A 12,785-nucleotide genomic window follows, 5' to 3' on the forward strand; every position below is an offset into this window, starting at 1 on the left:
GGGACGAGACATGTTCAACACGATGACCTTCACCAAGGCGGCGGGCGCGTTTCTGGGCGCGTTGCTGTTCTTCCTGCTTACGGCCTGGGCCTCGAGCGCGCTCTACACCGTCGGCGAAAGCCACGACGCTTCGGGCGGGAGCGAGCACGCGATGAAGGACATGATGTCCGCAGCGCCCGGCGATCTACTGGCCGCGCCGGAAGAAGGCGATGGCGCCGCGAAGGAAGAGCAAGTCGCACAGGTCGAACTGGGCACCGGCGATGCCGCCAAGGGCGAGAAGATCTTTGGCAAGTGCAAGGCCTGCCATTCGCTCGAAGGCAAGAACGGTGTCGGCCCGCATCTCGACGGTGTGGTCGGTCGCCCGATCGCTTCGGTCGCGGATTACTCCTATTCGGACGCGCTCAAGAGCCATGGCGGCGAATGGACGCTCGAAGCGCTCAACGAGTGGCTGACCAACCCGAAAGACTTCATCCCGGGCAACAAGATGTCCTTCGCCGGTCTCAAGAAGCCCGAAGACCGCAACGACGTGATTGCCTACCTGCAAGAGCATTCGAACTGAGGCAAGCCCTCTCGAAATCTCTCAAGGCCGCCTCTTTGGGCGGCCTTTTGCATTTCCCGCCGTGCTTTACAGATTCGTAACTTGCTCCCTGCGCGCTAAGGCTTTTAGCTAGGCAGACGCGAAAACGCTTTGGAGCAGGGAGCAGGAGTGCATGGCAAAAGCGCGAGTGGCGAGTAAAGCGATCGATCTGGATTTGACGCAGGTGGCGCCGCGCGCGCTGAGCGGGCTGGTTGCAGCGGGTCTGATCTGGGCGGGGCTGGCCTTCGGCGCACATGCACAGGATAGCACCCAGGGCGGCGACACGATCACCTCCTACGGGATCGCGACGCTCGGACATCTGAAATATCCCGCCGATTACACCCATCTCGATTATGTCAATCCGGACGCGCCGAAGGGCGGCGAGATCTCGGAATGGGCGCCGGGCGGGTTCGACAACTACAATCCCTATTCGATTCAGGGCCGGGCCGCCGCGCTGTCGTCGGTGCCGCTGGAATCGCTGATGGAGGGCACCGCCGACACGGTGGGGGAGCTGTATTGCCTACTCTGCAAAAGCCTCGAATATCCACCGAGCAAGGATTGGGTCGTCTTCACGCTGCGCGACGGGATCAAATTCTCCGACGGCACACCGCTGACCGCGCAGGATGTGGTCTTCTCCTACGAGCAGCTGCGCGACAAGGGGCTGAGCTCTTTCCGTGCGGTGATCGCCCAGCAGGTCAAATCCGCTAAGGCGATCGACGACAAGCACATCCGTTTTGACTTCCAGCCCGATTACCCGCGCCGCGATATCATCCAATCGGTTGCGTCGCTGCCGATCTTCTCCAAGGCGCAGTTCGAAAAGGAGAACATCGACCTGTCGCAGACCTCGCCGGTGCCCTTCATCGGCTCGGGCCCCTACATGTTCGACAGCGTCAAAAGCAATCGCGCGATCACCTGGAAGCGGAATCCCGACTATTGGGGCAAGGACCTTCCGATCAACAAGGGCCGCTCGAATTTCGACAAGATCCGCGTCGAGTATTTCGGCGATTACCAGTCGGCCTTCGAGGGCTTCAAATCGGGCACCTACACCTTCCGCAACGAAGCGAGTTCGATCATCTGGGCCACCGCCTACGACTTCCCGGCGATGCAGTCGGGCGAGGTCGTGAAGGCGGAACTGCCCAACGGCAACATCGCCTCTGGGCAGGGCTTCGCGATCAATCTGCGCGAGCCGAAATTCGACGATATCCGCGTGCGCGAGGCACTCGGTCTCGTCTTCAACTTCGAGTGGTCGAACGACACGCTTTTCTACGGGCTCTATGATCGGGTCGAGAGCTTCTGGGAAAACTCCAAGCTGCAGGCGCAGGGCATGCCCTCGGCGGAGGAGAAGAAAATCCTCGAACCGCTCGCCAAGGATCTGCCTGACGGCATCCTGACCGACGACGCGGTGATCCAGCCGGTCTCGGGCAAGCGCCAACTCGACCGCAAGAACATGCGCAAGGCGGCGAAGCTGCTCGAAGAGGCGGGCTGGACCGTCGGCGACGACGGGATGCGCCGCAACGACAAGGGCGAGAAGCTGACCGTGGCGATCCTCAACGACAGCCAGACCTTCGATCGTGTCATCAACCCTTATGTGCAGAACCTGCGCGCGCTCGGCATTGATGCCAGAATGGACCGCGTCGACGACAGCGAGTATGAAAACCGCCGTCGCAGCCACGACTTCGACATGATCACCACCCATCTGGGGCAGGACGAAATCCCCGGCTCGAACCTGCAGCAGTATTTCGGCTCGGGCTCGACCGATGACGTGTTCAACGCGATGGGGCTGAAGAACCCGGCGATCGACAAGATGATCCGCATGGTCGAAGAGGCGAACACCGAGGAGGAGCTGTTGCCGCGCGTCCATGCGCTGGACCGCAGCCTGCGCGCCCTGCGTTTCTGGGTGCCGCAGTGGTTCAAGCCCACCTACACGGTCGCCTATTACGACATGTACGATCACCCGGAAAAACTGCCGCCCTACGCTCTGGGAGAACTGGATTTCTGGTGGTATGACGCCGACAAGGCCAAGAAACTGAAAGCGAGCGGCGCGCTCTGAGCGACCGCCGATAAACGAGCAGAGGGCCGGACATGGGCGCCTATATCCTGCGGCGATTGCTGATGGTGATCCCCACCTTGTTGGGAATCATGATCATCAACTTCACGCTGACGCAATTCGTCCCCGGCGGGCCGATCGAACAGGTCATTGCCCGCGTTCAGGGCGAGGCGGATTCGATGCGCAACATCTCGGGCGGTGGGGATGCGGGCACGCAGAACCAGGGCGGCGTCGAGGATAGCGGCTATCAGGGGGCGCGCGGCATCTCTCCGGAGCTGCTCAATCAGCTCGAAGTGCAGATGGGCTTCGCGCGGATCGTCTGCGATGACGGGTTCACCGGCACGCCCGATCTGGCGGACCCGGCCTGCCACAAGGAGAAGATCCCCGCCTGGCAGCGCTTCGCGATCATGATGAAGGGCTACCTGACCTTCGATTTCGGCAACAGCTTCTTCCGCAACGAGAGCGTCGTGAACCTCGTGATCGACAAGATGCCGGTCTCGATCACGCTGGGCCTGTGGTCGACGATCCTCGCCTATATCATTTCGATCCCGCTGGGCATCCGCAAAGCGGTGCGAGATGGCACCCCGTTCGACACCTGGACCTCCGGCGCGATCATCGTGGGCTACGCGATCCCGGGGTTCCTGTTCGCGGTGATGCTGATGGTGCTGTTTGCGGGCGGCAGCTATTTCAAGATATTCCCGCTACGCGGCCTGACGTCGGATAATTTCGATCAGCTGACGATGATCGGCAAGGCGCTCGATTACCTGTGGCACATCGCGCTGCCGGTGACGGCGACGACCATCGCGAGTTTTGCCACGATGACGCTCCTGACGAAGAACTCCTTCCTCGACGAGATCAACAAGCAATACGTGATGACCGCCCGCGCCAAGGGCTTGGCCGAGAAGAAGGTGCTCTACGGGCACGTCTTCCGCAACGCGATGCTGATCGTGATCGCAGGCTTCCCGGCGCAGTTCCTCGGCATCTTCTTTGGTGCCTCGATCATCGTGGAGACGATCTTCTCGCTCGACGGGCTGGGCCTTCTGGGCTTCCAGGCGGCGGTGGAGCGCGACTACCCGGTAATCTTCGGCACGCTCTACATGTTCGGGCTGATCTCGCTCGTCGTGAACATCATCTCCGACATGATGTATGTGTTCGTTGACCCGCGGATCGATTTCGAGAAGAGGTCCGGCTGATGGCATTGTCTCCTCTCAACCAACGCCGCTGGCGCAACTTCAAGGCCAATCGCCGTGCCTTCTGGTCGGCGATCATCTTCGCGATCCTGTTCGTGGCCTCGATGTTCGCGGAGTTCATCGCGAACGACAAACCCATCGTGGTCAGCTACCGCGGCGAGCTGTATTTCCCGATCTACAACTTCTACCCCGAGACCGCCTTCGGTGGCGATTTCCGCACCGAGGCGATCTATCGCGACCCGACCGTGCAATGCCTGATCGAGACCGGCGGCACCGAGGGTTGCTTCGACGCGGACGACCCGAAGGCTTTCGCCAACGAGGCGCTGAAGACGGGCGAGGTCGATGGCGAGAAGATCGAGAAGGGCTGGCTCCTGTGGCCGCCGATCCCCTACAGCTACAACACGATCAACGATGTGGGCACCGCGCCCTCGGCCCCCGATGCCGATCACTGGCTGGGCACGGATGACACCGCGCGCGACGTGCTGGCGCGGGTGATCTACGGCTTCCGCACCTCGGTTCTGTTCGCGCTGATCGTGACCGGGATCGGCTCGATCATCGGGATCGCGGCGGGCGCCGTGCAGGGCTATTTCGGTGGCAAGGTGGACCTGTTCTTCCAGCGTATTCTGGAGATCTGGTCCTCCACGCCCGCGCTCTACGTCATCATCATCCTCTTCGCGATCCTGGGCCGAAGTTTCTGGCTCCTTGTCATGGTCTCGATCCTCTTCGGCTGGCCCGCGCTGGTCGGCGTCGTCCGGGCCGAGTTCCTGCGCGCGCGCAATTTCGAATATGTCCGCGCTGCTCGGGCGCTCGGCGTGTCGGACCGGGTGATCATGTTCCGCCACATCCTGCCCAATGCGATGGTGGCCACGCTGACCATGCTGCCCTTCGTCATCACCGGCGCGATCGGTGCGCTCGCCTCGCTCGACTATCTGGGTTACGGCCTGCCGTCCTCCGCGCCGTCGCTTGGGGAGCTTGCGCTGCAAGGCAAGCAGCATCTGCAAGCGCCGTGGCTGGCCTTCTCGGCCTTCTTCACCTTCGCCATCATGCTCTCGCTTCTGGTCTTCGTCTTCGAGGGCATCCGTGACGCGTTCGATCCCAGAAAGGTGTTCCGATGAAACCGGTTCTCGAGGTCGAAAACCTGAAGGTCGCCTTCAGCTCCGAGGGCAAATTCACCCCGGCCGTGAAAGGCGTGAGCTTCACCGTGAACGCGGGCGAGACCGTCGCGCTGGTGGGCGAGTCCGGCTCGGGCAAATCCGTGACCGCGCTCTCGACCGTGGCGCTGGTCGGCGGCAATTCCAAGGTCGAAGGCTCGATCCGCTACGAGGGTCGCGAGATGGTCGGCGCCTCGGAACGTGAACTGATGCGGGTGCGCGGCAACGATATCAGCTTCATCTTTCAGGAGCCGATGACCTCGCTCAATCCGCTGCACACGCTGGAAAAGCAGATCGGCGAAAGCCTCGCGCTACACCAGGGCGTGACCGGCGAGCAGGCCAAGAAACGCATCATCGACTTGCTCGACAAGGTCGGCATACAGAACCCGGCAGACCGGCTGCAGGACTATCCGCACCAGCTTTCGGGCGGGCAGCGCCAGCGCGTGATGATCGCGATGGCGCTCGCCAATGGGCCGGACCTGCTGATCGCGGACGAACCCACGACCGCGCTCGACGTGACGATTCAGGCGCAGATCCTCGAACTGCTGGCCGACCTGAAACGCGACATGGGGATGAGCCTTCTGTTCATCAGCCACGACCTCGGTGTGGTGCGCCGCATCGCGGACCGGGTCTGCGTCATGCAGCATGGCGAGATCGTGGAGCAGGGGAAGACCGAAGACATCTTCGCCAATCCCAAGCACCCCTATACGAAGAAACTGCTGGAGGCCGAACCCACCGGCCGCGCCGAACCGGTGCCCGAGAACGCGCCCGAACTGGTGCGGACCGAGCATCTGAAAATCTGGTTCCCGATCCAGCGCGGTTTGCTGCGCAAGACCATCGGTCACGTGAAGGCGGTCAACGACGCCTCGCTTTCGGTGAGGGCAGGGGAGACGCTGGGCATCGTGGGCGAATCCGGCTCGGGCAAGACCACGCTCGCGCTCGCGATCATGCGGCTCATTCCCTCCGAAGGGCCGATCATCTACGAGAACCAGGACATCTCCAGCTGGCAGGCGAACAAGCTGCGCGCGCTGCGCCGCGACATGCAGATCGTGTTCCAGGATCCCTTCGGCTCGCTCTCGCCGCGTATGACGGTAGAGCAGATCATCGGCGAAGGTCTGACCGTCCACGGCGTCGAGCCGGGCCGCAACCGCCGCGAGATGGTGGCCGAGATCATGGAGGAAACCGGGCTCGATCCATCGATGATGGAGCGCTACCCGCATGAATTCTCGGGCGGGCAGCGCCAGCGGATCGCCATCGCCCGCGCGATGATCCTGCGTCCCAAGGTGGTGGTGCTGGACGAGCCGACCTCCGCGCTCGACATGACGGTGCAGGTGCAAATCGTGGACCTGCTGCGCGACTTGCAGAAACGCCACGGGCTTGCCTATCTGTTCATCAGTCACGACCTGCGGGTGGTGCGCGCGCTCAGCCACAAGATCATGGTGATGAAGCGCGGCGACGTCGTCGAGGCGGGCAACGCGGCGGAGGTCTTCGCCAATCCGCAGACCGCCTATACGCGCCAGCTGATGGTGGCCGCTTTGGGGGAGAGTTCGCTGACCCCCGAGATTGCATGAAGATCCTCTTCGTTCACCAGAACTTCCCGGGCCAGTTCGTACATCTGGCACCGGCTCTGGCCGCGCGCGGGCATGACGTTCTGGCTCTGACGGTCGAGACGAACCAGCGCCCCTCGCCGGTGAAGGTGGTGAAATACCGCAAGCCCGAGCCGGTCGAGATGTCCTCGCGGCTCACGCGCCTTTACGCCGAAAGCGCCGCGCGCGGGGCAAAGGTCGCGCTGGCCGCCCGGCAGCTGCGCGACAGGCACGGCTATGTGCCGGACGTGATCTTCGGCCATTCCGGCTGGGGTGAGACGCTGTTCCTGCGCGAGGTCTGGCCCGAGGCGAAACTGCTGGTCTATGCCGAGCTGATGTATCGCACGACCGGGATGGACACCGATTTCGACGCGGAATTCCAGAAGCCCGGCCTCGAGACCCGGATCTCCACCACCGCGCGCTCGGCCCATCTGATCCAGTCGATGGTACAGGCCGATGCGGGGCTTGCCCCGACCGAGTTTCAGGCCGAGACCTTCCCGCCGGAGCTGCGCGCCAAGCTCACCATCTGCCATGACGGTGTGGACTGCGCGCGGCTCGCGCCGAACCCGCAGGCGCGTTTCACCGTGCCGGAAACCACGCTCACCTTCCGCCCCGGCGACGAGGTTCTGACCTTCGTGAACCGCTCGCTCGAGCCCTATCGTGGCTATCACTCCTTCATGCGCGCGCTGCCCGATGTGCTTGCGGCGCGGCCCGAGGCGCATGTGCTGATCGTGGGCGAGGAGGGGCAAAGCTATGGCGGCCCGCCGAAGGATGCCAGAAGCTGGAAACAGAAATTCTTGGGCGAGGTGCGCGACCGGCTGGATATGAACCGCGTGCATTTTCTGGGTCGCATCCCTTACGGCGATTACGTCGACATGCTCCATGTCAGCCGCACCCATGCCTATCTGACCTATCCCTTCGTGCTCAGCTGGTCGCTGATGGAATCGATGGCCGCCGGATGTGCGATCGTGGCCTCGGATACCGCGCCGGTGCGCGAGGTGATCACCGACGGGCAGACCGGGCGGCTGGTGGATTTCTTCGATATTCCCGGTTGGTCGAAGGCGCTGGCCGAAGGGCTGGCTACCCCGCAGACATTCGCCCCGATGCGCGAGGCAGCCCGCACCCATATGTGCGAGCGTTACGATCTGCGCACCCATTGCCTGCCGCGCCTGATCGCCTTCGTCGAGGGCGCGATCGCCACCGCCTGATCGCGATGCCGACACCAGACGGACTCGACTCCGCATCCCGCGAGACCTAAAAAGAACAAAGCGCGAACAAATGACTCAAACTCTAGGCTCAGCGACATGCTCGACGGGCGCACACGGCGTATTCTCACCCTCTGGTTTCCCCGGCTGGCGAGCGACCGGGTTCTTCGGGCACGGCCCATCGAGGGGCCCTTCGCGCTGGTCCTGCGCGAGGGCAATACCGACCGGCTGCACTGTCTGAACGCCGCGGCCGAGGGGCAGGGGCTGGCGCGCGGCATGGCGCTGTCCGAGGCCCGCGCCTTCTGCCCCACGCTGCAGACCGCGCCTGCCGATCCCGCCCGCGAGGCGCAATTCCTCGAGACGCTGCGCCGCTGGGCCACGCGCTATTGCCCTTGGGTGGGCTTGGACGGCGAGGACGGTCTGGTGCTCGACATCACCGGCTCGGATCACCTTTGGGGCGGTGAAGAGCCGATGATGGCCGAGATGATCGCCCGGCTGGAGCGCGCCCGGATCACCGCGCGGCTTGGCCTTGCCGACACCCGCGGCGCGGCTTGGGCGCTGGCGCATTTCGCGCCCGGTCGGGCCGCACCCGGCGCGCGGCTCTCGGCTCTGGGCAAGCTGCCGGTGGCCGCGCTGCGCCTGCCGCATGAGACGGTGACAGGGTTGCAGCGGCTGGGACTGCGCGAGATCGGCGATCTGACCCGCACGCCGCGAGCACCGCTCGTGCGCCGTTTTGGCGCGGGGGTGATGGCGCGGCTCGATCAGGCCTTGGGCGATCTGCCCGAACAGGTCTCGCCCGTGGCCGATCCGCCCCATTACGGGACCCGCCTGACCCTGCCCGAACCGATCGGCCAGCAGGCCGATGTGATGGCGGGGATCGAACGGCTGCTCGATCGGCTCTGCGCCAAACTCAAGGAAAACGAAGTTGGCGCACGGGTGCTCTGCCTTACCCTGCGCCGCGTCGATCAGGCCAGCCAGGAGGTCGAGCTGCGCTTGGCCACCCCGCTCAGCGACCCCAGCCGGATCGCGGCCCTCTTCGCGCGCGGCATCGAGGATATCGACGCGGGCTTCGGGATCGACCAGATGCGCCTCGCGGCCACGCAGGTCGAGGCGCTCCCCGCCCGCCAGATCGGCACCATCGCCACCGAGCGGCGCGACAGGCTGGGCGATCTGATCACCCGGATCGGGCTGCGCATCGGGCTGGAGAACGTCCAGCGCTACCTGCCCGCCGACAGCCATATCCCCGAGCGCAGCTTCCTGATTGCGCCTGCCGCCTTCACCGACCCCGAGGGCAACTGGCACCAGCCGCACCCTCGTCCGCTGCGGCTGTTCCCGCCGGAGCCGCTCATGTCCGACGCCCCCGATCCGCCGCGCCGCTTCCGCTGGCGCCGCCAGTCGCTCAGCGCGGAACGCATCGAGGGGCCGGAACGGCTGACCCCGGAATGGTGGTTCGACGATCCGAACTGGCGGCGCGGGATGCGCGACTATTGGCGCGTCGAGACCGGGCAGGGGCTGCGGCTCTGGATGTTCCACACGCCGCAGGATCCCGGCTGGTATGTCGAGGGGGTCTTCGCATGACCGCTCCCTTCGCCTTGGTCGAAATATCCCGGGGGGCGCCCGACGGGCGCGGGGGCAGCGCCCCCTCGGCGGTCGTGACCACCGCCAACACGCCCGCCATTCCGCTCGCCTATGCCGAGCTTTGCACCACCTCCAACTTCACCTTCCTTACCGGGGCCTCGCATCCCGAGGAGCTGATGGTGCGCGCCGCCGAACTGGGGCTGGAGGCCATCGCGATCACCGACCGCAACTCGCTCGCGGGCGTGGTTCGGGCGTTTTCGGCGCTCAAGGAACTCAAGCGCGAGATCGGTGAGGCGCTGCGTATCCGCTCGGAACTGCAGCGCGACGAAAGCTCTCGCCAGCCCATCGGCTCGCCACAGGATCTGGCCCGGCCGACAACCGCAAAACTGCCGAAGCTGATCGTCGGCGCGCGGCTGGTGCTGAGCGATTGCCCGGTCGAATGGGTGGCGCTGCCTACCGACCGCGCGGCCTATCACCGGTTGAGCCAGCTTCTTACCCGCGGCAAGCGCCGGGCGGGGAAGGGGGAGTGTCACCTGACCCGCGCGGATCTGCTGGAGGGCTGCGCGGGAATGATCCTGATCGCCCTGCCGCCCGCCGATCTGGCCCGTGCCTACCGCCCGCTACAAGAGATGCGGCGGCGCTATCCGGGGCAGGTCTTCCTTGGCGCGCCGCCGCGTTATGACGGCTCGGATCAGCGCTGGTTCGACGCTTGCGCAGCGCTCGCGCTGAGGGCCTCGACGCCGATGGTGGCGACCGGCGACGTGCTGATGCATCGCGGGTCGCGCCGGCAGCTGGCCGATGTGCTGACCTGCCTGCGCGAGGGCTGCACCATCGACGCGCTTGGTACCCGCGCGCTGCCCAATGCGGAACGCCGCCTGAAAGGGGCCGAGGACATGGCGCGGCTTTATCGCCGCCACCCCGCAGCCCTGCGTCGCAGCTGCGAGATCGCGGCGCGCTGCGGCTTCGATCTCGACGAACTCAGCTACGAATATCCCGACGAGGTCGCTCAGAACGAGCCCGCGCAGGACCGGCTCGACCGGCTCGCCCGCGAGGGGTTGGCGCGGCGCTCTCCGGGGGGCATCTCGGAGCGGCACGCAGGCCTGCTGGAGAAGGAACTCCGCCTCGTCTCCGAACTGGGCTTCGCCGCCTATTTCCTCACCGTCCATGACATCGTGAGCTTCGCCCGCAGCCGCGGCATCCTGTGTCAGGGGCGCGGCTCGGCGGCCAATTCGATCATCTGCTGGGCGCTCGGGATCACCGATGTCAGCCCCGACCAGATCGGCATGGTCTTCGAGCGGTTCATCTCGAAATATCGCGGTGAGCCGCCCGATATCGACGTCGATTTCGAGCATGAGCGCCGCGAGGAAGTCATCCAGTGGATCTACCAACGCTACGGCCGCGGCCGCGCGGGGCTTTGCGCGACCGTGATCCATTTCCGCACCCGCGCCGCGATCCGCGAAGTGGGCAAGGTGATGGGGCTGAGCGCCGATGTCACGGCAAGCCTCGCGGGCCAGATCTGGGGGATTTCGGGCAAGGGGCCGGACCACGCGCGGATGGGCGAACTGGGCCTCGACCCCACCGATCGGCGGCTGTCGCAGACGCTGAAACTGATCGGCGAGATCATCGGATTTCCGCGCCATCTCAGCCAGCATGTCGGTGGCTTCGTCATCACGAAAGGCCGCCTCGACGCGCTTTGTCCGATCGAGAATGCCGCGATGGAGGGGCGTACCTGCATCGAATGGGACAAGGATGACATCGACACGCTGGGCATCCTGAAGGTCGATATTCTCAGCCTCGGGATGCTCACCTGTATCCGCAAGAGCTTCGAGCTGCTGGCGGGGCACGAGAAGCTCGATATGTCGCTCGCCACCGTCCCGCAGGAGGACGCGCCGACCTATGAGATGCTGTGCCGCGCAGATGCGGTGGGGGTGTTTCAGGTGGAGAGCCGGGCGCAGATGAACTTTCTGCCGAGGATGCGCCCGCAGACGTTCTATGACCTCGTGATCGAGGTCGCCATCGTCCGTCCCGGTCCCATTCAGGGCGGCATGGTCCATCCCTATATCAACCGCCGTCAGGGCCGCGAAAAGGTCGATTTTCCCTCGAAGGAGCTGGAAGGCGTCTTGGGCAAAACCCTCGGCGTGCCGCTGTTTCAGGAACAGGCGATGCAGATCGCGGTGGTCGCTGCGGGCTTCACGCCCGAAGAGGCCGACCGCCTGCGCCGCTCGCTCGCGACCTTCCGCAAGATGGGCACGATCGGTACCTTCCGCGACCGGTTCGTGGAGGGGATGCTGGCGCGCGGCTACACGCCCGATTTCGCCGATCGCTGCTTTTCCCAGATCGAGGGGTTCGGCGAATACGGCTTCCCGGAAAGCCACGCGGCGGCCTTCGCGCATCTCACCTATGTCTCCTCCTGGCTGAAGTGCCACCACCCCGCAATCTTCGCCTGCGCGCTGCTGAACTCGCAGCCGATGGGCTTTTATGCGCCTGCCCAGATCGTGCGCGACGCGCGCGAACACGGGATCGAGGTGCGGCCCGTTTGCGTGAACCATTCGGGCTGGGACAGCTCGCTGGAACGCCGCGCGGACGGGGCCCTGGCGCTGCGCCTGGGCTTTCGTCAGATCAAGGGATTTCGCGAGGAGGATGCGGGCTGGATCGTCGCAGCCAGGGGCAATGGCTACCCCGATCCGGAGAGCCTGTGGCTGCGCGCGGGCACGCCTCCACATGTGCTCGAACGGCTCGCCGAGGCCGATGGATTTGCCGGAATCGGCCTCACGCGGCGCGATGCGCTCTGGGCCGTGAAGGCGATCCGGGCCCCCGCGCCGCTGCCGCTTTTCGCAGATCCGATGGACGGGGAAGGGGGCCTCGAACCGGCTGTGGAACTGCCCGCGATGCATCTGGGAGAGGAGGTCGTGGAGGATTACGTGGCCCTCAGATTGAGCCTCCGCGCCCATCCGATGGAGCTGCTGCGCCCCGCCATTCCCGGCCTCACGCCGCATTGCGAATTGATCGGCACGCCGCAAAAGCGGGTCACGGTTTGCGGCCTCGTGATCACCCGCCAGCGCCCCGGAACGGCTTCCGGCGTGATCTTCATCACGCTGGAAGACGAGACTGGCGTGAGCAATGTCGTGGTCTGGCCGAAGCTCTATGAACGGTTCCGCCGGGCGGTGATGGGCGGGCGTCTTCTGCGGGTCTCGGGGCGGCTCGAACGGGAGGGGGCCGTGGTCCATCTGATCGCCGAAAAGATCGAGGATCTCTCCCCGCGACTGGCCGATCTGGGGCACCCGCTCGACGACGTTCTGGGCCTCACCGCACCCCAAGCGGATGACGCCCCTAGGCCCCGTCCGCAGACCACCGCACGTCATCCGCGAGAGCAGGCGAAACGACTTTTCCCGAGCCGGGATTTCCACTGAAATCCGGTCTCTATCGGCTGCGGCGCGACACATTTCCCGCT

The 12,785-nt window shown here is 65.0% G+C and carries 8 protein-coding genes; all 8 read left to right on the forward strand.

What is annotated here, in order from left to right; all coding sequences use genetic code 11:
* The first annotated feature begins 10 nt into the window (after positions 1–10).
* The 8 genes from B6V73_RS05735 (at position 11) to B6V73_RS05770 (ending at position 12,744) form a co-directional block, all read left to right on the forward strand.
* Positions 11–559, forward strand: coding sequence for a cytochrome c family protein (locus B6V73_RS05735; protein WP_075776052.1), 549 nt, complete (start codon positions 11–13; stop codon positions 557–559).
* A gap of 151 nt (positions 560–710) precedes the next feature.
* Positions 711–2,627, forward strand: a complete 1,917-nt coding sequence (locus tag B6V73_RS05740; protein ID WP_088724743.1) for an extracellular solute-binding protein — start codon at positions 711–713, stop codon at positions 2,625–2,627.
* Positions 2,628–2,659: 32 nt separating this feature from the next.
* On the forward strand, positions 2,660–3,817 hold the full coding sequence (locus B6V73_RS05745; protein WP_088721872.1) for an ABC transporter permease subunit: 1,158 nt from the start codon (positions 2,660–2,662) through the stop codon (positions 3,815–3,817).
* Positions 3,817–4,929, forward strand: a complete 1,113-nt coding sequence (locus tag B6V73_RS05750) for an ABC transporter permease (protein WP_075776049.1) — start codon at positions 3,817–3,819, stop codon at positions 4,927–4,929. Before B6V73_RS05745 ends, B6V73_RS05750 begins: the two co-directional genes overlap by 1 nt.
* Entirely contained in the window at positions 4,926–6,536 is a 1,611-nt protein-coding gene (locus B6V73_RS05755; RefSeq protein ID WP_088724744.1) for an ABC transporter ATP-binding protein, read from the forward strand. The genes B6V73_RS05750 and B6V73_RS05755 overlap by 4 nt, the downstream gene beginning before the upstream one ends.
* Positions 6,533–7,759, forward strand: coding sequence for a glycosyltransferase (locus B6V73_RS05760; protein WP_088721870.1), 1,227 nt, complete (start codon positions 6,533–6,535; stop codon positions 7,757–7,759). Before B6V73_RS05755 ends, B6V73_RS05760 begins: the two co-directional genes overlap by 4 nt.
* 96 nt (positions 7,760–7,855) lie before the next feature.
* Positions 7,856–9,334, forward strand: a complete 1,479-nt coding sequence (locus B6V73_RS05765) for a DNA polymerase Y family protein (RefSeq protein WP_088724745.1) — start codon at positions 7,856–7,858, stop codon at positions 9,332–9,334.
* Positions 9,331–12,744: an error-prone DNA polymerase gene (locus B6V73_RS05770; protein ID WP_088724746.1), complete on the forward strand. Its 3,414-nt coding sequence runs from the start codon at positions 9,331–9,333 to the stop codon at positions 12,742–12,744. Before B6V73_RS05765 ends, B6V73_RS05770 begins: the two co-directional genes overlap by 4 nt.
* Positions 12,745–12,785 lie beyond the last annotated feature (41 nt).

Origin of the sequence: Thioclava sp. JM3 (genome assembly GCF_002213185.1) — a bacterium.
GTDB classification, from domain to species: domain Bacteria; phylum Pseudomonadota; class Alphaproteobacteria; order Rhodobacterales; family Rhodobacteraceae; genus Thioclava; species Thioclava nitratireducens.

What these genes read in the sequence shown, in the direction of transcription:
- B6V73_RS05770 (WP_088724746.1), top strand. Translation starts at nt 9,331, where the DNA reads ATGACCGCTCCCTTCGCCTTGGTCGAAATATCCCGGGGGGCGCCCGAC.
- B6V73_RS05760 (WP_088721870.1), top strand. Translation starts at nt 6,533, where the DNA reads ATGAAGATCCTCTTCGTTCACCAGAACTTCCCGGGCCAGTTCGTACAT.
- B6V73_RS05740 (WP_088724743.1), top strand. Translation starts at nt 711, where the DNA reads ATGGCAAAAGCGCGAGTGGCGAGTAAAGCGATCGATCTGGATTTGACG.
- B6V73_RS05735 (WP_075776052.1), top strand. Translation starts at nt 11, where the DNA reads ATGTTCAACACGATGACCTTCACCAAGGCGGCGGGCGCGTTTCTGGGC.
- B6V73_RS05750 (WP_075776049.1), top strand. Translation starts at nt 3,817, where the DNA reads ATGGCATTGTCTCCTCTCAACCAACGCCGCTGGCGCAACTTCAAGGCC.
- B6V73_RS05765 (WP_088724745.1), top strand. Translation starts at nt 7,856, where the DNA reads ATGCTCGACGGGCGCACACGGCGTATTCTCACCCTCTGGTTTCCCCGG.
- B6V73_RS05745 (WP_088721872.1), top strand. Translation starts at nt 2,660, where the DNA reads ATGGGCGCCTATATCCTGCGGCGATTGCTGATGGTGATCCCCACCTTG.
- B6V73_RS05755 (WP_088724744.1), top strand. Translation starts at nt 4,926, where the DNA reads ATGAAACCGGTTCTCGAGGTCGAAAACCTGAAGGTCGCCTTCAGCTCC.